Genomic DNA, 21106 nt, shown 5'->3' on the forward strand with positions numbered 1-21106 from the left:
GTCCCATGATGATTCCCGCTTTTACCCAAGGTCTTTACGGTCGACTGCGCGAGCAGGCCGGTGGCGAATGGCAACGCTACGTGTCGCACCCTTTCCTCCAGCAATTAGCCGCGGGTACGCTGCCGCAGGCAGCCTTTCGGCGCTATCTGACCCAGGATTATCTTTTCCTAATCCATTTCGCCCGCAGCTATGCCCTGCTGGTCAGCAAACTTCGCACGTTGCCGGAGATGCGCGCCGCCGCCGCCTCGATGAATGCCATCCTTGCTGAGCTACCGCTACATGTAGGCTATTGCGAGCAATGGGGGTTGAGTGAAGACGCTATGGCCCTGCAAAGCGAAGCGATGGAAACCATCAACTACACCCGCTACGTACTGGATATCGGCCACTCCGGCGACGCGTTGGATCTACTGGCGGCGCTGCTGCCCTGCGTCGCGGGCTATGCGGAGATCGGGCTTGGTCTGCTGCACAACCCACAAACCAACTTGCACGATAACCCCTACGCGCCGTGGATCCGCAATTACGGCGACGAGAGCTATCTTCACGGCGTCAACGCGGCGATCGACCTGCTGGAAACGCTCTGGCAACAGCGCGGCGCGGAATCCCGGTTAGCCGGACTGAGCGACATATTCACTACCGCTACCCGGCTGGAAGGTAATTTCTGGCAGATGGGACTGAACGCCGCCGGGCAGGACCAGGGGTGATGGCGCCAGGTATTCACATTCGCGATTTATGTCTGCGCTTTGGCACCCGGACCCTCTTTCGCGATCTCTCCTTTGATATTGCCGCCGGGCAATGGGTATCGCTGCTGGGGGCCAGCGGCGCGGGCAAAACCAGCCTGTTGCGTATTATCGCCGGGCTGGCGGCGCCAACCCGCGGAACCGTCGTCGCCAGCGATGGCCTTCCTGTTACTACGCGATTGGCGTGGATGGGGCAAAAAGATCTGCTCTATCCGTGGCTTAACGTGCGGGAAAATGTCGCCCTCGGCGCCAGGCTGCGCGGTGAAAAGGCCGATAACGCGCGGGTAAACGAGCTTCTTGAGCTGGTCGGGCTCGCCTCCTGCGCTGATGAACGCCCGGCCGCGCTGTCCGGTGGGATGCGCCAGCGCGCGGCGTTGGCACGCACCCTCTATGAGGATCGTCCCATTGTGCTGATGGATGAACCGTTTTCCGCCCTCGATACGCTTACCCGAACGCGGATACAGACCCTTGCCGCGCGCTTGCTCACCGGGCGTACCGTAGTGCTCATTACCCACGACCCGATGGAAGCCTGCCGCCTCAGCCATCGGCTGCTGGTGCTTTCGCCGACGGGCAGGATTGATGATAGTCATCATTTAAGCGGAATCCCGCCTCGCGCCCCGGATGATCCCGCGCTGCTGGCAAGCCAGGCGCAGCTGCTGCAGCAATTGATGAGGGCGAACGGATGAGGGGCAAGTTACTGCGCGGGTGCAGCGTATTTTGTGGCCTACTGTTGCTCTGGCAGCTGGCGAGCTACAGCGGCATTCCCACTTTTTTGTTGCCTTCTCCTGCGGCGGTCGCTGAAGCGCTGTGGAATAACCGTAGCTATCTGGCCAGCCATACCCTTGTCACCCTGAGCGAAATTCTCAGCGGAATGGCGCTCGGCGTCGCGCTCGGTATGGTGCTGGCGCTTTGTATGACCATGTCGCCGCGATTACAGCGGTGGGTAATGCCGCTGGTACTGACCAGCCAAGCCATTCCGGTCTTCGCCCTCGCGCCGCTACTGGTGCTGTGGTTTGGTTTTGGTATGAGCGCCAAGGTCATGATGGCGGTGCTGGTTATTTTCTTCCCCGTTACCTCGGCTTTCTTTGATGGTCTGCAACGGGTCAATCGCGACTATCTCGATCTGGCTCGTACCATGGGCTCCTCCTTTGGTGCTCAATTGCGCCATGTCCGACTCATGGCGGCGCTACCCGCGCTCGGTTCCGGCCTGCGGATGGCCGCCGCCGTCGCCCCCATTGGCGCGATTATTGGCGAATGGGTCGGCTCCGCCGAGGGGCTTGGCTACGTAATGCTGAATGCCAATGCCCGCCTGCAAACCGATATCTGCTTCGCCGCCTTGTTCATTTTAGTGCTGCTGACCATCGCGCTGTGGTTGGTGGTCGACGCCTTTTTGCACCGGCTGATCGACTGGTCGCCGGAATAACTTATCAACAGATAATAAGGAAGAGATATGCGTATACCTCTGTTGGCCGGCCTCACTCTGCTGGTTTCCGGTCAGGCATCGGCAAATGAAAAGCTGACCCTGGTACTGGACTGGTACATCAACCCGGATCATGCGCCCATTATGGTGGCGGAACAGATTGGCGCCTTTCGGGATGCCGGGCTGGATGTCAACATCATCCCCCCTTCCGACCCGGCGCTCCCTCCGCGTCTGGTTGCCGCTCGCCAGGCGGATTTAGCGATAACCTATCAACCGCAGGTTCACTTCTTCGCCGATGAAGGACTGCCGTTGATTCGCGTCGGGACGCTGATCCACTCGCCGCTGAATACCGTGATTGCGCTGGATCCGCGCATCAAATCTCCGGCCGATCTACAAGGGAAAAAAGTGGGATACTCGGTGAGCGGTATTGAACAAGCGACGCTGGCCACCATGGCGCAGCACGCCAACATCGACCCTAATAGCATTAAACTGATCAACGTTAATTTCCAGCTCACCAGCGCTCTGCTGGCCGGCCAGGTCGATGCTGTTATCGGCGGTTATCGCAATATCGAAGCGCTGGAACTCAAACTGCAGGGCAAAAGACCGGTGGTCATGAATGTGGAAGACTATGGCGTGCCCGCTTACGACGAACTGGTGATCGTGGCAAACAAAGCCGAGGTCAACGCCCCTAAAATCAAAAAATTCCTCGACGCATTACAGCAGGGAGTGAGCTATTTGCGCGCGCATCCGCAGCAAACCTGGCAGCGATTTGCCAAAGCGCATCCGGAACTCAATACCGAACTGAACCAGCAGGCGTGGTTGCAGAGCGTGCCGCTGTTCGCCACCGATCCGGCAGCGTTAGATAAGCCGCGCTACGACGCGTATGAACAATTTTTATATAACAATAAGTTGGTGAAAAAAGTAACACCTTTAGCAAATTATGCGATCGAACTGCGTTAAGTAACCATAAAACTGACGGAAGTATTTCCGTCAGTCATTCAGCGAAGCGGTAATAAAAATATATAGACTTTCTCACTAATAATTACACTTTCCATGGTTTTAAAAACAATCGAAATTTAGTTTTAAAATCAGCCAATTATATTGACATTCCTGTATGTAATAATCGCGTCAAAATAGCGCCTTAAATTAAAGATTGAATGCGGATTTAAAAAGCCATATATTGTGCGCGCTTTATGAATGCCGATTCAATTTTCTAAACCTTTTTATTCAACCAGAGTTCAAACGTAACGCTGGTTGTGGGAGTGATATGATGACGGATAAAGTCCGTATTGATACTTTAAGTGCAGATTTATTGGACGCGAACAACGAAACCTTTTTGGCTCGTCAGGCTGAATTCGAATCGAATGTCAGGAGTTACCCTCGCAAGTTACCGCTCGCTATCACCAAAGCCGAAGGCGTTTGGCTGACCGATGCGGATAACAAACAGTACCTGGACTGCCTCGCCGGCGCCGGGACCCTCGCGCTGGGCCATAACCACCCTGAAGTACTGCAGAGCATCCAAAGTGTCATTACCAGCGGCTTGCCGTTACATACCCTCGATCTGACAACACCGTTAAAAGATCGCTTCTCTGAATACCTGCTCTCTTGCCTGCCGGGCGAAGGGAAAGAATATTGCCTGCAATTCACCGGTCCTTCCGGCGCTGACGCCGTCGAAGCCGCGCTGAAACTGGCGAAAAAATACACCGGCCGTACGGCGGTGATCAGCTTCTCCGGCGGTTATCACGGGATGACCCACGGCGCGCTGTCCGTGACCGGCAATCTGTCGCCAAAAGCGGCGGTCAACGGCATGATGCCGGAAGTCCAGTTTATGCCTTATCCACACCTTTACCGTTGCCCGCTGGGTCTCGGCGGCGAAGCGGGCGTCAAGGCATTGACCTACTACTTCGAAAACCTGATCAACGACGTGGAAAGCGGCGTTCGCAAACCTGCAGCGGTTATCCTTGAAGCCGTACAGGGCGAAGGCGGCGTGAACCCGGCGCCGGTTGAGTGGCTGCAGCGCATCCGCAAAGTCACCAAAGAGCACGGCATTCTGCTGATCATCGATGAAGTTCAGGCAGGCTTTGCCCGTACCGGTAAATTCTTCGCCTTCGAACACGCCGGCATCGAGCCGGACATCATCGTGATGTCGAAAGCCGTCGGCGGCGGTCTGCCAATGGCGGTTCTGGGCATTAAGAAAGAGTTCGATGCCTGGGAACCTGGCCATCATACCGGTACCTTCCGCGGCAACCAGCTGGCGATGGCCACCGGTCTGACCACCCTGCGCCATCTGCGTGATAACAAGATTGCCGACAAAGTCGCCGCCCAGGGCGAGTGGCTGAAAGGCAAACTGGCGGAAATGCAAAAACGCTATCCGGTTATCGGTCACGTACGCGGTCTCGGTCTGATGATCGGTATCGAAATCGTGAAGCCGAACGAGGCGCAGGATCATATGGGCTGCTACCCGGCTGACGGCGAACTCTCCGCACTGCTGCAGAAGAAATGCTTCGAAGCTGGCCTGATCCTGGAACGCGGCGGCCGTCACGGTTGCGTACTGCGTCTGCTGCCGTCCCTGCTGATTAGCGACGCGGAGCTGGAAGTGTTCCTCGATAAGTTTGAACAGGCCCTGCTGGCCGCCGGCGTAAAACCGGTCTGAGTGGAGTAAGTGACCGCAATGTCCAAATTGAATCCGATTCTGGCTGGGTCCGCGGCAAGCATTGACGCTTACCAGCAGGTCATTTCCCAGGCCAGCCAGGCGGTTGCGCAGTGGCTGCAACAACCTGAAATGTATCAGGGGAAAAGCGTTGATGAACTCCGTGAGCGCATCACCCTTGATTTTAACGAACAGGGTCTGGGCAACCAGGCGGCGATTGAACGTGCGATCGAGTACTTCCTGAAAGACAGCCTGTCGGTGCACCATCCGCAGTGCGTGGCGCACCTGCACTGCCCAAGCCTGGTTATCAGCCAGGCGGCGGAAGTGCTGATCAACGCCACCAACCAGAGCATGGACTCCTGGGATCAGAGCCCTTCAGCCACCATCATTGAGATGAAGCTGATCGAGTGGTTACGTGCGCAGGTCGGTTATCCGGCTGGCGATGCTGGCGTCTTCACCAGCGGCGGCACCCAGAGTAACCTGATGGGCCTGATGCTGGCGCGCGACGCCTTCTTTGCCCGTCAGGGGCATTCCATCCAGCAGGATGGTATTCCGGGCGACATTCGTCAGTACAAAGTGCTGTGCTCGGAAAACGCCCACTTCTCGGTGCAGAAGAACATGGCGCTGATGGGGCTTGGCTACCGCTCGGTCACACTGGTGAAAACCGATGAATTCGCCCGTATGGACGTCACCGACCTGAAGGCCAAGATTGCGCAAGCGCAGGCCAACGGCGAGCAGATCATGGCCATCGTCGCCACCGCTGGTACCACCGACGCGGGCGCGATTGACCCGCTGCGTGATATCGCCGGTATCGCGGCGGAGCACCAGATCTGGCTGCACGTTGATGCCGCGTGGGGCGGCGCGCTGCTGCTCTCCGAGCAGTATCGCGATTACCTCGATGGCCTGGAGTTAGTGGATTCAGTTACCCTGGACTTCCATAAGCAGTTCTTCCAGACCATTAGCTGCGGCGCCTTCCTGCTGAAAGATGCTCGCCACTACGAGCTGATGCGCTATCAGGCGGCCTATCTGAACTCCGAGTTTGATGAAGAACACGGCGTTCCGAACCTGGTCTCCAAATCGCTGCAGACCACCCGCCGCTTCGACGCGCTGAAGCTGTGGATGGGGCTTGAGGCTCTGGGCAAGAAACAATACGCTTCAATCATCGATCATGGCGTGACGATGGCGAAAAACGTCGCGGAATTTGTGAAATCTCAGCCAACGCTGGAGCTGGTCATGCAGCCGCAGCTGGCAAGCGTGCTGTTCCGCTCACGTCCGGCGCAAATGGCTGGTAGTGATAGCGCCGCGATCGCCCTGCTCAACCAGCGCGTGGGCGACGCCCTGCTGGAATCCGGCCGCGCCAACGTCGGCGTGACCGAGCATAACGGCGTAACCTGCCTGAAGCTGACGCTGCTCAACCCGGTGGTGACGCTGGACGATGTGAAGGTCTTGCTGAGCCTCGTTGAACGCACCGCCCAGGAACTGCTGGCGAAATAAGACACTGCCGATTAGCAAGTGTCCTGCAAAGCCGATAACTGCTGTTATCGGCTTTTTTATTTCCCTCTCACGTCCGCGCTTCGCGCAGCAGTTGTTGGATCACCTGCTCCTGACGGGCATAATCGCCTTCGCCAAAGGCGGTATAACGCAGTTGCCCCCGCGCGTCGAAGAAATAATGCGCCGGCCAGTACTGATTACCAAACGCATTCCAGATGGCGTAGTTGTTATCTGCGACAACCGGATAGTTTAGCTGCCGCTGGCTGACCGCTTCACGAAGCTGCGGCAACGACCGTTCCCACGGATATTCCGGCGTATGTACGCCAATCACCACCAGCCCCGCATCGCTATACTTATTGGCCCACGCCCGTACATAAGGCAGCGTATGCTGACAGTTGATGCAATCGCGGGTCCAAAAATCAATCAGCACCACCTTGCCCTTTAACGCCACATTGGTAAGGGGTGGGCTATTAATCCATGCGGTACCGCCTTGTAAATCCGGCATAGCGCTGGTTGGCCGCGGCGCAACGATCGGCTCCAGCCGAACCCGTTGTGGATTCTGGGGCAAAAACGCGCTGAGCCGCTGCTCCAGACGATGGGTTAAACCGCTGGCGCCCTGCAGATAACGATCGCTGCCGCTGGCGATTAACGCCACCGCAGCCAGCATTGCCATGCCAGCCAGTTGGCGCAACCGCCCACTTATCACCTGGCCACCGCGCAACCGGGAAATCAGCCGCGCGCCGAACCACCCCAATAGCAGCAACATCAGCGCGCATCCGCTGGCATAGGAAAGCAGCAAGATACCGGTAGTCACTGAATTTCCTTGCAACAACGCCAGGCTAAATATCGCCCCCAGCACCGGTCCCGCGCACGGCGCCCAAAGTAGTCCAATCGCCAGTCCGGCGAACACTGAAGCGAGACCACTGCCATAACGATAGCTCTGTTGATTAAGTTGATTACCCAGCGCAACCGCTGGCGATCCGAGCCAGCCTGCAACGCGTGATGACAGCAAACTGATAGCCACAACGACCAAAAAGCCCAGCGCCAGCCAACGCCCGACGATGGTCAGATTGACTAACCATCCCCCTGCCGCCGTGGCCAGCAGCGATACAGCGGTAAACATCAATCCCATACCGAACAACAACAGGATGAGTTGTCCCTTACGCCCGCGAACGCTGGCAAACACCAGCGGGATCACCGGTAAGGTACAGGGGCTGAGCAGCGTCAACATACCGGCCAAAAATGCAATCACAACAGCCATGATCATTCTCCTTCGCAACGTTGCCGAAGTGGCAACGTCAGCATTACAACAGGCGATTGTATGGCGGATATGTCCGCGAAACGGCGGTTTAGTATATGGATTTATCTGCAGTTGGAATGGATACAGAAGGATACAAAACGGCGGCATTGAGACGTACGCGCGCCTCAAGACCGCCCTGTTGCAGATTGTGCAGGGTCAAACTTCCCTGCATCTGCCCGGCGAGCTGGGCGGCGATTGCCAGCCCCAAACCGGTACCGCCGGTATCGCGATTACGTGACTGCTCGAGGCGATAGAACGGCTGCAGTACGGCGGTGAGCTCTCCTTCCGGGATGCCGGGGCCGTCATCAACAACGTGAATGATAACATCGCCATTCGGCGGATAACTCAGGCTGATTTCCACCTTTTCGGCGTATTTCAGCCCATTATCGATTAAGTTACTCATGATCCGCCGCAGCGCCTGCGGCTGAAGCGTCATGACGTCCGCCCCTTTACCGGCACGAAAACTGACCGCTTTACCGATATCGGCATAATCACAGGCGATGCTATCCAGTAACGCATTAAGACTCATCCGCTGCGGCGCTTCTGCCAGCGGTTCGGCCGCTCGTGCCAGCGCGATGCCTTCGCGAACCAGTCGGGTCATGCTATCGAGATCCTGTAACAGCTTATCGCGGAGTGCCGGTTGATCGGCCATCTCGACCCTTAGCTTCATGCGGGTAATCGGCGTCTGCAAATCGTGGGAGATCGCCGCCAGGATCCGCGCGCGATCCTGCAAATGGTCCTGTATTCGCTTTTGCATCGCGTTGAAGGCGCGCGCCGCGCGCTGCACCTCTTGTGGTCCCTTCTCGGCCAGCGGCCCTGCAGCCGGAGTAGCCGGTTGCAGCGTATCAATGGCGCGGGTAAAGCGGGTCATCGGCGCGACCACCTGGCGGACGGCGTACCAGGCGCAAAATAGCAGTAACAGAAACTGCGCGACCAGCACCAGCGGTAGCCAACGTGCGATGGCCGGCAGCTTTGGCCACAGGTCAATGCTTAGCGGCGCGCCGTCGCGCAGGGTCACGTGGGCCTGAATATGTTCGCGCGGTCCAGGGACGGCGATAATACTCACAGGATAGCGACCGCTCAGGGCTTCCTGTAACGAGCGTACCGCATCGCGGGTACGCCAGCTGGTGGGATAATCGCCAGTTTGTCCGGCTGAAAGCTGATAGCGGTAGTTACCGCGCGCCAGACGCGCCAACCAATGCGGCCGTTCTTGCGCAGGAAGACGATCAAGGATAGCCACGCTGGTGGCGACATCGTATTCAAGGTTGCCCAGCATGACGCTACGGGCACTGCTCATGCGCTCATAGAGCAGAAGCGATAGCGTCAGGGCATTAGCGAGCAGCAGAGCGAGAAAAATCATTATCATTAAGCGCGACTGCAATGACGCCGGCCACACTTTCATTATCGCGCCACGCGGATCGACACCGGCACTGACAGCACATAACCCTCGCTGCGCACGGTTTTGATATAGGCGGGCTCACGCGCGTCCTCCCGCAGGCGCTGACGCAGGCGGCTCACCAACAGATCGATAGACCGTTCAAACAGTTCGGCATCACGCCCCTGGGTAAGATTCAATAACTGATCGCGGTTGAGCACCCGTTGAGGATGATCAAGAAACACCCGCAGCAGGCGATATTCCGCCCCGCTTAGCGCTACAATTGCGCCACTCTTGTCCATCAAATGCCGCGCCGAGGTATCGAGCAGCCAGTCGCCAAAGGCGATAAGCCTGCCGGCTTCGCTGATTTGTAAATTGGGGGGAAGCGCGCGGGCGCGGCGTAAGATGGCTTTGATCCGCGCCAGTAGCTCACGCGCTACGAACGGTTTCACCAGATAATCGTCGGCCCCCATTTCGAGACCAAGTATACGGTCGCTATCTTCGCTACGCGCGGTCAGCATCAGCACCGGGATATCCTGTTGGCCATCATTGCGCAACTGGCGACAAAGGGTTAAACCATCGTCGCCGGGCAGCATGATATCGAGGACAATCAAATCGATTTGATGGTTTTTAAGTACAGACCACATCGCTTTGCCATTAGCTGCGCCGCTGGCGCGATAGCCCGATTTCTCCAGATACCCAACGATCAGTTCGCGGATATCGCGGTCGTCATCGACAACCAGGATGTGGTCAATACGTTCCAAAGGCGGCTCCTGCGGAAAAATAAGCTCATGAAAAGCATATGCGGCTTCTCAGGAAGCGCAACGTTATTATTCCTTCGGTAACGGTAACGCTTTGTAGGTGTTAACCTCATTAAGCAAAACGTCATACGGCTGCGACATCTGCTGCTTAACGTCGGCGAGAACTTTCTGACAGGCCGCTTCGCTACAATTCTCCTGCTTACTTTTTCTCGCCACTTCAACGCCCTGCTGAAAGTAAACCACCTCTTCAATGCTTATAGAATCATTACTGTAGTTAGTGCTCAAATAGTGGACTTCGTTGGCATACTTCACCAGTTGGTTGTTAAAAAAATTCCATGTCTCAATGCGAAAAGGCACTCGCCCATTAACCGCGTAAGTCCGGTCTTCACGTAAATGCATACGGAACTTTTCAAAGGCGCCATACTGCTGCCGCCAGCCAGTGACATTATAACCGCCGCGCTTATACCAGCGGGTCATCGCTGGAGTCACTGGCAGAACACCGTCATGGCTAATAAACGCCGACGATCGGTAATCTTCGAAACGGCTTTGCGCGTCTGCAATGCGCGCCGGCGGTAAACGCCCATTATCTGACTTTTCTTCAGTTAACGGGCAGGTGTAGTGCATCAGACGCACCAAATACAATGTTTTGGAACTTAATGTTCTGCGCACCACCATCGGCATTTTAGTTTCCGGAAAACCAAATGGCGTTGATATATCCACACAGTCCTGCTGTTCACCAGACTTTATTTTATGCCCAGATTTATCCTCAGAGACCATATATTCAATATAAGGGTCAGAAAAATCTTTTCTGTTTTTTTCTTTGCTATCCGCCATTTTATCCACAAGAGTACGATACGAAGGCTGACGATAAAACGCATCGGCAGAAAGCGTAAAATACAGACCAGCTAAAACATAGCCGCCATCGAGAGATTGCGGTAAATCAACGCCAAAGGTATTCGCCTGCCCCGGTTCCGCACGTAAGGGAAAACTGCGCTTTTCATCGATACGCGTTTCATCGAATCCAGGAGCGAAAAAACCGGTAACGCCATCTATACGTGCAAACCAGCGAAATGAACGTTTGTAGCGGGCATAGGTGGCGACAATCTGGGTTTCCTTAAGCAGGTTTTGCTGCACCGCCGCGTTCTCTTCAGCCGACAAATAGGGAATATAGAGATCGCTTATCGCAATACTAAAATGGGTATCCCCTTTGGGCACTGATGCACAGGCATTAGCGCTGAGCAACGCAGCAGTGATAAATAAAAGACTACGTAATTGCCGTAGTAGCGGCAAATATCCTTTACTTAATTCATTATTCATAATGACCATCTCCATGTCAGAAAGGCAAAGCATATCACTTTGTCTATTTTAACGAGAGGTTATTATTAATTGATAAAAATTACCCTTGTTCGCAAACTATTATTTTGGTCAATATGATTAAATAAGGAACCTGACAGGCTCCTTATTTATAAAGTCTTTGTTATAAGCGATCGGCGTCAATAACCGCCTGGACAAATTCCGCTGGCGCCTCCTGCGGCGGGTTATGTCCCACTGCGCCTTTGAAATTCCGATGCTCATATTTACCGGTGAATTTCGCCCGATAGCTATCCGGTTCCGGATGCGGCGCGCCGTTGCTTTCACCTTCGATGGTAATCGTCGGTACGCTAATCGCCGGCAGTTTCGCGAGTCGCTGTTCGTAGGCCGCATATTTCGCTTCGCCCTGCTCCAGCCCTAAGCGCCAGCGGTAGTTGCTGATGGTGATGGCTACGTGGTCCGGGTTATCCAGCGCTTTAGCGCTGGTAGCAAACACCGCGTCGCTGAATTTCCACTCCGGCGAAGCCTGATGCCAGATAAATTTGGCGAAGTCATGGGTATTTTGCCGGTAGCCAGCCTCGCCGCGCGGGGTGGCAAAGTAGAATTGATACCACCACGACAGTTCCGCCTGCGGCGGTAACGGCTTCTCGCCAATTCGCTGGCTGCTAATCAGATACCCGCTCACCGATACCAGCGACTTAACCCGCTGCGGCCAGAGCGCCGCGACGATATCCGCTGTACGCGCGCCCCAGTCAAAGCCGGCGAAATCCGCTTGCTTAATATTTAGCGCATCCATCAGATGCACAATATCCGCCGCCATCGCCGATGGCTGACCGTTACGCGGCGTTTTAGCCGACAGGAAACGGGTGGAGCCGTAGCCGCGCAGATACGGCACGATGACCCGGTAACCCTTCTGCGCCAGCGCCGGGGCCACCTGCGCGTAGCTTTGAATATCGTACGGCCAGCCGTGCAGCAAAATTACCGTCTGGCCATCGCGTGGCCCCATATCGACATAACCGATATTCAAATCGCCGGCGTTGATTTGTTGCACCTTATCGAAAGCGCCTGCGTCTTCAGCAGCGCACACGCTGGCGGACCACAGCGCGGAGAGACACAGCGCCGCAGCGCTGACATGACGGATTGCGGATAATCTGTTCATCCTCATTTCACCTTTTATCTGGAAGCGTTAAGCGAGTACGTGAATAGTTAATCAGGCCTGTGTATCCAGCATGTGTGGGATTTACCGTGTTTTTGCATCGCCATGTATGAGGAGTGCCGATTGATACAGTGTGATACAAACGCCAGATTTAGCGATTGTTGCTAAGTTGTGAATTTCCACTTGCCGCAGCGAACAAATCAGTTACCGTGTCAGGCATTTCCAGTACAACCACCAGATGGAGCGCGCTATGGCGATTTTTGATGGTCACAATGACCTGCTGCTCAATTTATGGCTTCACCATCGCGATGATCCTTCAACCGCTTTCTTTGCCGGGATTGAGAACGGTCATCTCGACTATCCGCGCATGCTGCAAGGCGGATTTGCCGGCGGGCTATTCGCGCTATTCGTGCCACCGCAGGAATATATTGCCCGTATGGCGCCGCAATACGCCAGCCAACGATGGAATCCGATCGATATCCTCTGGCAGCAACTGGCCATCCTGAAGCAACTTGTCGCGCACTCCGCTGGACGCTTGCGATTATGTCTGAGCGCGGCGGATATCGAACGCTGCTGCGAGGATAACGTACTGGCAATGGTGGCGCATATTGAGGGCGCCGGAGGTTTTGATGGCGAGGGCCGCGACCTGCAGGCCTTTTATGCCGCCGGGGTCCGCAGCATTGGTCCGTTCTGGAACATTGCGAACCGCTTCGGCAGCGGCGTTAACGGTTCCTTTCCCGGTAGCCCGGACACTGGGCCTGGACTGACAGCGGCAGGTATCGATCTGATTAAGCAGGCCAATGCCTTGAAGATGCAGATTGACGTGTCTCATATGAATGAAAAAGCGTTCTGGGATACCGCCCAACACTCGACGTCACCGCTGGTCGCCACCCACTCTAATGCCCACGCGCTATGCCCGCAGCCGCGTAATCTCACCGATGAACAACTGCGGGCGATTCGCGACAGCGGCGGCGTGGTCGGCGTCAATTTCGGCAACGCTTTCCTGCGCGCCGACGGCAAACGCGACAGCGACACCCCATTAGCTACCATCGTTCACCATATCGACTATCTTATTAACATTATGGGCGACGATCACGTGGCGCTGGGGTCCGATTTTGACGGCATCACCCTGCCGGACGAATTGGGCGACGTGAGCGGTTTACCACGGCTAATCAACGCGTTGCGCCATAGCGGTTATGAACAATTGGTGCTGGATAAACTGCTTTGGGGCAACTGGCAAAAGGTATTAAAAAATGTTTGGCAACAATAGGTTATATTGTAAACATAAGGTTAAATGCTTACATGTTGCCGGTTGACCTTTGTCTCCCTGAGGGGCAATATTTGATGGCCATCACAAAACCGACACAACCGAAGACGTTGATGTCGCATTTTTATAGAGGAAAAAACGATGTGGAAGAAACCTGCTTTTATTGATTTACGTCTGGGTCTGGAAGTGACGCTGTACATTTCCAACCGCTAATCGCTCCGCCCGCCGTCCGTGCGGGCATTTTGTTTTTTTATCTGGTCCGTCTTCATGTTTATAAAAGTCCTCGGTTCCGCCGCTGGCGGAGGTTTTCCGCAGTGGAATTGTAACTGCGCCAACTGTCAGGGGCTGCGCAATGGCACAATTCAGGCCACCGCCCGCACCCAGTCTTCCATTATCGTTAGCGATAACGGCAAAGAGTGGGTGCTGTGTAACGCCTCTCCGGATATCAGCCAGCAAATTGCCCACACGCCAGAGTTAAACAAACAAGGCGTGCTGCGCGGCACGCATATTGGCGGCATTATCCTTACCGATAGCCAGATTGACCATACAACCGGGCTGCTGAGCCTGCGTGAAGGGTGTCCCCATCAGGTCTGGTGCACGCCGGAGGTACATGAGGATCTCAGCACGGGTTTTCCCATTTTTACTATGTTACGGCACTGGAACGGCGGCCTGATTCACCATCCTGTCACCCCGCTGGATAGTTTTACCGTTGACGCCTGTCCCGACCTGCAGTTTACCGCCGTCCCCATCGCCAGCAATGCGCCGCCCTACTCGCCGTTTCGCGATCGCCCGCTGCCGGGCCATAACGTGGCGCTGTTTATCGAAAACCGCCGTAACGGCCAGACGCTGTTCTATGCGCCAGGGCTTGGCGAACCGGATGAAGCGCTCCTGCCGTGGCTGAAAAAAGCGGACTGCCTGCTGATTGACGGTACCGTCTGGCAGGATGATGAACTACAGGCTGCCGGCGTCGGGCGCAATACCGGTCGTGATATGGGCCACCTGGCGCTTGGCGATGAACACGGCATGATGGCGTTGCTGGCCTCACTCCCGGCAAAGCGCAAAATTCTGATTCATATCAATAACACGAATCCTATCCTTAACGAGCAATCGCCGCAGCGCAAGGCCCTGACGCAACAGGGAATTGAAGTGAGCTGGGACGGGATGCCTATCACGCTTCAGGACTAACTATGCAGATACGCGAAACCCTATCGCCACAAGCGTTTGAACAAGCGCTACGGGAAAAAGGCGCCTACTACCATATCCATCATCCGTACCATATTGCGATGCATAACGGCGAGGCCAGCCGCGAACAAATCCAGGGCTGGGTGGCGAACCGTTTTTACTACCAGACCAATATCCCGCTAAAAGACGCGGCGATTATGGCAAACTGCCCCGATCCACACACCCGACGCAAATGGGTGCAGCGGATCCTCGACCACGATGGCAGTAACGGCCAGGAAGGCGGTATTGAAGCCTGGCTGCAGTTGGGTGAAGCCGTGGGGCTAAGCCGTGATGAGTTACTCAGCGAGCGCCACGTGCTGCCCGGGGTGCGTTTTGCCGTCGACGCCTACGTCAATTTTGCCCGCAGGGCCAACTGGCAGGAAGCGGCGTGCAGTTCGCTGACCGAACTGTTTGCCCCGCAAATTCATCAGTCGCGCCTCGACAGCTGGCCGCAGCACTATCCATGGATCAAAGAAGAAGGCTATTTCTACTTCCGCAGCCGCTTAAGCCAGGCCAATCGCGACGTCGAACATGGGCTGGAGCTGGCGAAGATCTACTGCGATAGCGCGGAAAAGCAGAACCGGATGCTGGAGATCCTGCAGTTTAAGCTCGACATTCTGTGGTCGATGCTGGATGCCATGACCATGGCCTATGCGTTGCAGCGCCCGCCCTATCATACGGTCACCGACAAGGCGGCCTGGCACACGACCCGACTGGTATAACTATGCAAAAAAGCGCAATCATCGCCTTTCGTCGCGGCTACCGCCTGCAGTGGGAAGCTGCTCAGGATAGCCACGTGATCCTCTATCCGGAAGGAATGGCGAAACTGAATGAGACCGCCGCCGCGATCCTCGAACTGGTCGATGGTCAACGCGACGCGGCAAAAATAATCGCCGAACTCAACGCCCGTTTCCCGGAAGCCGGCGGCGTCGATGACGACGTCATCGAATTCCTGCAGATAGCTTACCAACAGAAGTGGATTATCTTCCGTGAGCCAGAATAAACCCGCCGTTAATCCGCCGCTGTGGCTACTGGCGGAGCTGACCTATCGCTGTCCGTTGCAGTGCCCCTACTGCTCTAACCCACTGGACTTTGCTCAGCAGGAGAAAGAACTCACCACCGAACAGTGGATTGAGGTCTTTAGCCAGGCGCGGGCCATGGGTAGCGTGCAGATGGGTTTCTCCGGCGGCGAACCGCTGACGCGCAAAGATCTGCCGGAGCTTATCCGCGCCGCGCGCGATCTCGGTTTTTACACCAATCTGATTACGTCAGGCATTGGGCTCACCGAGAGCAAACTCGACGCCTTCAGCGAGGCCGGGCTGGATCATATCCAGATTAGCTTCCAGGCCAGCGATGAAGTGCTTAACGCGGCGCTGGCGGGCAACAAAAAAGCGTTCCAGCAGAAGCTGGCGATGGCGAAAGCGGTAAAAGCACGCGACTACCCGATGGTGCTGAACTTTGTCCTCCATCGCCACAATATCGACCAGATCGATAAAATCATCGAGCTGTGTATCGAGCTGGAAGCGGATGATGTTGAGCTCGCCACCTGCCAGTTTTACGGCTGGGCGTTCCTCAATCGTCAGGGGTTACTGCCGACCCGCGAACAGATCGCCCGAGCTGAACAGGTCGTTGCTGATTACCGCCATAAAATGGCGGCTAACGGTAATCTGACCAATCTGCTCTTTGTCACCCCGGACTACTACGAAGAACGCCCTAAAGGCTGTATGGGCGGCTGGGGCTCAATATTCCTCAGCGTGACCCCGGAAGGCACCGCGCTGCCGTGTCACAGCGCGCGCCAGTTACCGGTCGAGTTCCCGTCGGTGCTGGAGCAGAGCCTGGAATCGATCTGGTATGACTCGTTTGGCTTCAACCGCTACCGCGGCTTCGACTGGATGCCGGAGCCGTGCCGTTCCTGTGATGAAAAAGAGAAAGATTTCGGCGGCTGCCGCTGTCAGGCCTTTATGCTGACCGGCAATGCAGATAACGCTGACCCGGTGTGCAGCAAATCGCCGCACCATCATAAAATCCTCGAAGCGCGGCGCGAAGCGGCCTGTAGCGACATCAAAATCAGCCAGCTGCAGTTCCGCAACCGCACCCGTTCACAGCTGATTTATAAAACCCGGGAATTGTGATGACCACCGCCACCCGCATCGTGGAACTGGCAGGCGGGATTCGCGCAACGCTGGTTCATCAGCCGCAGGCGACGCGTGCTGCGGCGTTGGTTAAGGTGGGGGCCGGAAGCCATCACGAAACCGATGCCCTGCCGGGGCTGGCCCATTTACTGGAACATTTGCTGTTTCGCGGCAGCCAGCGCTATCACGCAGACGAGCGATTAATGGCGTGGATCCAACGCCAGGGCGGCTGCGTCAACGCCACCACCCTTGCCCGCCACAGCGCCTTTTTCTTCGAGGTCGCCGCAAGTAGTCTGGCCGAGGGCATCACCCGTCTACGGGATACGCTCCAGGCGCCGCTGCTGTCGCTTGAAGATATCCGTCAGGAACTGGCGGTCATCGATGCGGAAAACCGGCTTATCCAGCAGCACGATCCCTCCCGCCGTGAAGCCGCAGCCCGTCACGCGATGGCGGCGCCCGCGGCTTTTCGCCGTTTTCAGGTCGGCAGCATGGATTCTCTGGGCGGAAACTTGCCTGCGCTGCAGGTTGCGCTCGGCGAGTTTCATCAGCGCTATTATGTCGCCAGCCATCTGCAGCTATGGCTTCAGGGGCCGCAGTCGCTTGATGAATTAGCCGCATTGGCCCATTTTTTTGCCGCGGGGTTCCCTGGCGGCCTGCCGCCGGAAAGCCCGCCGTCTGCGTATTTTAGCAATAATTCGGATCTTCAACTGGCCGTTGAAGACAAACCGGCGGTATGGCGTTGTCCGCTCATTGCAGTAAGTGACAACGTCACTATTTTTCGTGAATTCTTACTGGATGAAGCGCCCGCCAGCCTGCTGGCCGGGCTACGTGAATGCGGGCTCGCGGACGATGTCGCGCTGAACTGGCTTTACCAGGATGAACGTGTCGGCTGGCTGGCGCTGGTATTCAGCAGCGACCAACCCGACGCCATCAATCAGCATCTCCAGCGATGGCTGCAGGCATTGCGCCACACCTCGCCTGAACAGCAGTTGCACTATTACAGGCTGGCGCAGCGGCGTTTTAACGCACTCACCCCGCTCGAACAGTTACGTCAGCGGGCATTGGGTTTTGCGCCCGATTCCCCGCCCGTCGACTTTGCCCGTTTCTGCGCCAGCTTGCTGACGGCGCCAGCCTCTTCGCTGGTGTGCCGCAAAATAACGGCTGGCGATGGCGTGGCAACCCAGGGCTTTACCTTGCCGCTCGGCCGCAGGCAGCCACGGACAGTCGTGATTGATCCGCTGGCATTTAGCTTCTATCCGCAGGCGGCGACCGCTGATGCACCTGACCTGCCGCCAACGACCAGCCCGCTGCTGCACGTCATTGCAGATAATCAAACGCCAACGCTGATCGTTCGCAAACCTTTCTATAGCGTGATTAGCCAGGCGCAGGGTATGGCGATAAGCCAGCAACTCCGTCCCATGCTCGCGCAACTTCGCCATGCTGGCGGCAGCGGTGAGTGGCAAACGGTGGACGGCAACTGGCAGCTTACCCTCCAGCTACCTGAAGCCGACGGCGTAGCGGAGCGCGTCGTCACCGCGCTCATGCGCAGATTATCCCAACCCGCGCCGGGGACGGTGGTCGCACCTGAAACCATCGCGATTCGCCAGCTACTGCAACAATTACCTGAACATCTGACTATCGCTCCGCTGCAGGAGGGTTGGCTTGCGGCGATGGTGGGCGGCAGCGGCAATCTGGCGCAGCAGGTTGCCCGTCAGTTGACGCTGCTCAATACCCCGGTTAACGCCGAACTTCACTCTTCGGCGGGCTGTCGCCGCGGTATTCAGCGTATTCCTCACGCCAGCTCGGATAACGCGCTATTAGTTTTTATTCCATTGCCCGAGGGGGCATCGCTGGCCGCGCTGCAACTGCTGGCGCTACTTTGCGAGCCGCAATTCTTCCAGCGTCTGCGGGTCGAACAGCAGATTGGCTACGTGGTGAGCTGCCGTTATCAGCGGATCGCCGATCGCGATGGCCTGCTGCTGGCGCTGCAGTCGCCAGATCGTTCCATCAGTAATCTACTACGCTGCTGTAAAACCTTTCTCCGCCAGTTAACACTGTGTGGGCAAGCTGAGTTCAGCCAGTTACAACACCAGCTGGCTGAGCAGAACGGCCTGCCGCAGGACGCCAGCGCCACCGCACTCTCCGCCCTGCGCCAGCGCTATCATCTACCGGTAGCCACGCCGCAGAACGTTAACGACCTGCGGCTGGACGAGGTCATCGCACTATGGCGTGAGATAACTCGCCGTCGCCGCAGCTGGCGAATCCTGTATAGCGCGCCGACGACGTCCGCCACTTAAAGTGGTTACTGCGCATCGGCGCTTTCGACCTGCGGAACGTTACTTTGCGCGCTATCCGCAGCCGGCGCATTCGCCGGGTCGAAGATATGGTCGAGAATCGCACGCGCCGTCGGGCCGGCGACAACGCCATCGCCGCCGCCATTTTCGAGAATGAGCGCCATCGCCACTTTCGGATGCTGATACGGCGCAAACAGGGTATAAAAAATGTGGTCGCGCAGACGTACCGGGATCATTTTGGCATTGTAGGTCTGGTTCTCCTTCAGGCTAAACACCTGCGAGGTCCCGGACTTCGCCGCAATCTGGTACGGCGCGGTATGAAACAGCTTATATCCCGTTCCGTTCGGCAGGTTCGCCATGCCATACATACCATTGCGGACAACCCCCCAGTATGGCGATTTCGGATCGCCGACCTGCGGTAAATTGGCTGGCTGCTGGTACCTTACGACCTTATTCCCCTGCTTCATTGAGTACAAAAGATGCGGGTTTTGTACCTTGCCGTTGTTGATTAGGGTGGTCAGCGCTTTCACCATCTGGATTGGCGTCGCGATCCAGTACCCCTGGCCGATACCGACGGAAATCGTATCGCCCTGATACCACGGTTTTTTATGTACCCGCTGTTTCCATTCGCGGCTCGGCAAAACCCCGGCGTATTCTTCATTGAGATCGATGCCGGTCGATTGTCCGTAACCAAACTTGCTCAACCACTCGTGTATACGGTCGATGCCCATCTCAAAAGCGACCTGGTAGAAGAAGGTATCCGCCGACTCTTCAATCGCTTTGGTCACATTCAACATACCATGTCCCGTTTTTAACCAGTCGCGATAGCGGCGCTGAGTACCCGGTAGCGTCCAGGTCGGCGCGCCGAAGAAGGTGGTATTTGGCGTAATCACCCCGGCGGAAAGGGCTGAGAGCGCCATATACGGCTTGACCGTGGAAGCCGGGGGATACAAGCCCTGAGTGACGCGGTTAATCAGCGGGCGATCCTGGTTATCGAGCAGCGATTTGTAAGCCTGGTAGCCAATTCCCTTAACGAAGGGGTTGGGGTCATAGCTGGGGCTGGAGACCATTGCCAATACGCCGCCGTCGCGCGGGTCGACGGCCACGACCGCGGCGCGCTGGCCCTTCAGGACCGACTCAATATACTGCTGCAAATGCAGGTCTAGCGTCAGATAGATATTTTTGCCGGCGACCGGCGGGACTTCTTTCAACAGGCGAACGACGCGACCGTGGTTGTCTACCTCGACTTCCTGATAACCGGTGGTGCCATGCAGCTCTTTCTCGTAATAGCCTTCAATCCCCTGTTTACCGATATTGCGATCGGCCGCGTAGTTTTCTGCTTCGCCGTTTTTCGCCAGCCGTTGTAAATCGTTATCGTTAATTTTCGAAACGTAACCGACAACGTGCGCCAGCTCCGCGCCATAGGGATAACTTCGCTGCTGATAACTCTCGACGGTAACGCCGGGAAAACGAAATTCGTTGACAGCAAAGCGCGCCACTTCCACATCGGTAAGATCGGATTTCAGCGTCACCTCTTTATAGCGGCTATTGTGGTGCATATCGTCGCGGAAACTGGCGATATCATCCGCCGTCAGGTCGACAATCGGGCTTAACGCCTGCAGCAGCGCCGACATATCGGCAATCTTGCTGGGGATCACCTGCAGGCGATACAGGGTGATATTTTGCACCAGCGGAATACCGTTGCGGTCGAAAATCAGCCCCCGGCTTGGCGCGATCGGCAACATTTTAATGTCGTTTTGATTGGAGCGGGTCTGATAAAAGTCATGCTGCTCTACCTGGAGATGGTAGAGATTGAAAATCAACACCCCAAAGCAGACCACCACCAACAGGAAAGCAATAACGGCGCGGCGGATAAACAGCATCTCTTCTGCCGAGTGGTCGCGGATCTCATCTCTCAATAGGGCCATTGGCGGCAATTTACCTGCGTCACTGGAAAGCACAAAAACTAAAGGCGGGGAAGAATAGCTTTA

At 56.3% G+C, this 21106-nt stretch carries 19 protein-coding genes; 13 read left to right on the forward strand and 6 right to left on the reverse strand.

Features of this window, described 5'->3' with window-relative positions:
- The first annotated feature begins 5 nt into the window (after positions 1-5).
- From ABLU80_RS04500 to ABLU80_RS04525, 6 genes are all read left to right on the forward strand, one after another.
- Complete coding sequence (locus ABLU80_RS04500) at positions 6-701, forward strand: TenA family protein (RefSeq protein WP_032711676.1); 696 nt, start codon at positions 6-8, stop codon at positions 699-701.
- Entirely contained in the window at positions 698-1423 is a 726-nt protein-coding gene (locus ABLU80_RS04505) for an ABC transporter ATP-binding protein (protein ID WP_032711677.1), read from the forward strand. The genes ABLU80_RS04500 and ABLU80_RS04505 overlap by 4 nt, the downstream gene beginning before the upstream one ends.
- Entirely contained in the window at positions 1420-2160 is a 741-nt protein-coding gene (locus tag ABLU80_RS04510) for an ABC transporter permease (RefSeq protein WP_110921412.1), read from the forward strand. Before ABLU80_RS04505 ends, ABLU80_RS04510 begins: the two co-directional genes overlap by 4 nt.
- Before the next feature lie 27 nt (positions 2161-2187).
- On the forward strand, positions 2188-3117 hold the full coding sequence (locus ABLU80_RS04515; protein ID WP_129242724.1) for an ABC transporter substrate-binding protein: 930 nt from the start codon (positions 2188-2190) through the stop codon (positions 3115-3117).
- 307 nt (positions 3118-3424) lie between these two features.
- A complete protein-coding gene (locus ABLU80_RS04520; RefSeq protein WP_348849761.1) occupies positions 3425-4810 on the forward strand; it encodes a diaminobutyrate--2-oxoglutarate transaminase in 1386 nt (461 codons plus the stop codon).
- 9 nt (positions 4811-4819) lie between these two features.
- Positions 4820-6301 (forward strand): aspartate aminotransferase family protein, encoded by a 1482-nt coding sequence (locus ABLU80_RS04525; protein WP_161798787.1) that lies wholly within the window; start codon positions 4820-4822, stop codon positions 6299-6301.
- A 67-nt stretch (positions 6302-6368) separates the two neighbouring features.
- On the opposite strand, the gene ABLU80_RS04530 is transcribed toward ABLU80_RS04525, so the two are convergent.
- The 5 genes from ABLU80_RS04530 to ABLU80_RS04550 all read right to left on the reverse strand — a co-directional run bounded on the left by ABLU80_RS04530 (position 6369) and on the right by ABLU80_RS04550 (position 12204).
- Positions 6369-7559 (reverse strand): cytochrome c biogenesis protein/redoxin, encoded by a 1191-nt coding sequence (locus ABLU80_RS04530; protein ID WP_348849762.1) that lies wholly within the window; start codon positions 7557-7559, stop codon positions 6369-6371.
- A gap of 88 nt (positions 7560-7647) precedes the next feature.
- Positions 7648-9000, reverse strand: coding sequence for an ATP-binding protein (locus ABLU80_RS04535; RefSeq protein WP_047080812.1), 1353 nt, complete (start codon positions 8998-9000; stop codon positions 7648-7650).
- Positions 9000-9737 carry a response regulator gene (locus tag ABLU80_RS04540; protein ID WP_047080813.1) on the reverse strand — a complete coding sequence of 246 codons (738 nt, stop codon included), beginning with the start codon at positions 9735-9737 and terminating at the stop codon, positions 9000-9002. The genes ABLU80_RS04535 and ABLU80_RS04540 overlap by 1 nt, the downstream gene beginning before the upstream one ends.
- Positions 9738-9803: 66 nt before the next feature.
- Positions 9804-11051 carry a hypothetical protein gene (locus tag ABLU80_RS04545; RefSeq protein WP_143830259.1) on the reverse strand — a complete coding sequence of 416 codons (1248 nt, stop codon included), beginning with the start codon at positions 11049-11051 and terminating at the stop codon, positions 9804-9806.
- A gap of 160 nt (positions 11052-11211) precedes the next feature.
- A complete protein-coding gene (locus tag ABLU80_RS04550; RefSeq protein ID WP_348849763.1) occupies positions 11212-12204 on the reverse strand; it encodes an alpha/beta hydrolase in 993 nt (330 codons plus the stop codon).
- A 247-nt stretch (positions 12205-12451) separates the two neighbouring features.
- On the opposite strand from ABLU80_RS04550, the gene ABLU80_RS04555 reads away from it, so the two are divergent.
- The 7 genes from ABLU80_RS04555 (at position 12452) to pqqF (ending at position 19118) form a co-directional block, all read left to right on the forward strand.
- Entirely contained in the window at positions 12452-13471 is a 1020-nt protein-coding gene (locus ABLU80_RS04555; protein WP_047080816.1) for a dipeptidase, read from the forward strand.
- A 138-nt stretch (positions 13472-13609) separates the two neighbouring features.
- Positions 13610-13681, forward strand: coding sequence for a pyrroloquinoline quinone precursor peptide PqqA (gene pqqA / locus ABLU80_RS04560; protein WP_002905689.1), 72 nt, complete (start codon positions 13610-13612; stop codon positions 13679-13681).
- A 54-nt stretch (positions 13682-13735) separates the two neighbouring features.
- A complete protein-coding gene (gene pqqB, locus ABLU80_RS04565) occupies positions 13736-14653 on the forward strand; it encodes a pyrroloquinoline quinone biosynthesis protein PqqB (protein ID WP_042897361.1) in 918 nt (305 codons plus the stop codon).
- A gap of 2 nt (positions 14654-14655) precedes the next feature.
- On the forward strand, positions 14656-15411 hold the full coding sequence (pqqC, locus tag ABLU80_RS04570) for a pyrroloquinoline-quinone synthase PqqC (RefSeq protein ID WP_020078733.1): 756 nt from the start codon (positions 14656-14658) through the stop codon (positions 15409-15411).
- A 2-nt stretch (positions 15412-15413) separates the two neighbouring features.
- On the forward strand, positions 15414-15692 hold the full coding sequence (gene pqqD, locus ABLU80_RS04575) for a pyrroloquinoline quinone biosynthesis peptide chaperone PqqD (RefSeq protein ID WP_015366526.1): 279 nt from the start codon (positions 15414-15416) through the stop codon (positions 15690-15692).
- Complete coding sequence (gene pqqE / locus ABLU80_RS04580) at positions 15679-16821, forward strand: pyrroloquinoline quinone biosynthesis protein PqqE (protein ID WP_260841475.1); 1143 nt, start codon at positions 15679-15681, stop codon at positions 16819-16821. The genes pqqD and pqqE overlap by 14 nt, the downstream gene beginning before the upstream one ends.
- Positions 16821-19118 (forward strand): pyrroloquinoline quinone biosynthesis protein PqqF, encoded by a 2298-nt coding sequence (gene pqqF / locus ABLU80_RS04585; RefSeq protein ID WP_348849764.1) that lies wholly within the window; start codon positions 16821-16823, stop codon positions 19116-19118. The genes pqqE and pqqF overlap by 1 nt, the downstream gene beginning before the upstream one ends.
- A gap of 5 nt (positions 19119-19123) precedes the next feature.
- On the opposite strand, the gene mrdA is transcribed toward pqqF, so the two are convergent.
- Complete coding sequence (gene mrdA, locus ABLU80_RS04590) at positions 19124-21043, reverse strand: penicillin-binding protein 2 (protein WP_015366523.1); 1920 nt, start codon at positions 21041-21043, stop codon at positions 19124-19126.
- Between the last annotated feature and the right edge of the window lie 63 nt (positions 21044-21106).

This window comes from Klebsiella sp. CN_Kp104 (assembly GCF_040064515.1).
Taxonomy (GTDB): Bacteria; Pseudomonadota; Gammaproteobacteria; order Enterobacterales; family Enterobacteriaceae; genus Klebsiella; species Klebsiella aerogenes.

Coding starts and splice junctions, on each gene's coding strand:
- ABLU80_RS04500 (WP_032711676.1), top strand. CDS start 6: ATGATGATTCCCGCTTTTACCCAAGGTCTTTACGGTCGACTGCGCGAG.
- ABLU80_RS04510 (WP_110921412.1), top strand. CDS start 1,420: ATGAGGGGCAAGTTACTGCGCGGGTGCAGCGTATTTTGTGGCCTACTG.
- ABLU80_RS04515 (WP_129242724.1), top strand. CDS start 2,188: ATGCGTATACCTCTGTTGGCCGGCCTCACTCTGCTGGTTTCCGGTCAG.
- ABLU80_RS04520 (WP_348849761.1), top strand. CDS start 3,425: ATGATGACGGATAAAGTCCGTATTGATACTTTAAGTGCAGATTTATTG.
- ABLU80_RS04530 (WP_348849762.1), bottom strand. CDS start 7,559: ATGGCTGTTGTGATTGCATTTTTGGCCGGTATGTTGACGCTGCTCAGC.
- ABLU80_RS04535 (WP_047080812.1), bottom strand. CDS start 9,000: ATGAAAGTGTGGCCGGCGTCATTGCAGTCGCGCTTAATGATAATGATT.
- ABLU80_RS04545 (WP_143830259.1), bottom strand. CDS start 11,051: ATGAATAATGAATTAAGTAAAGGATATTTGCCGCTACTACGGCAATTA.
- ABLU80_RS04550 (WP_348849763.1), bottom strand. CDS start 12,204: ATGAACAGATTATCCGCAATCCGTCATGTCAGCGCTGCGGCGCTGTGT.
- ABLU80_RS04555 (WP_047080816.1), top strand. CDS start 12,452: ATGGCGATTTTTGATGGTCACAATGACCTGCTGCTCAATTTATGGCTT.
- pqqB (WP_042897361.1), top strand. CDS start 13,736: ATGTTTATAAAAGTCCTCGGTTCCGCCGCTGGCGGAGGTTTTCCGCAG.
- pqqC (WP_020078733.1), top strand. CDS start 14,656: ATGCAGATACGCGAAACCCTATCGCCACAAGCGTTTGAACAAGCGCTA.
- pqqD (WP_015366526.1), top strand. CDS start 15,414: ATGCAAAAAAGCGCAATCATCGCCTTTCGTCGCGGCTACCGCCTGCAG.
- pqqF (WP_348849764.1), top strand. CDS start 16,821: ATGACCACCGCCACCCGCATCGTGGAACTGGCAGGCGGGATTCGCGCA.
- mrdA (WP_015366523.1), bottom strand. CDS start 21,043: ATGGCCCTATTGAGAGATGAGATCCGCGACCACTCGGCAGAAGAGATG.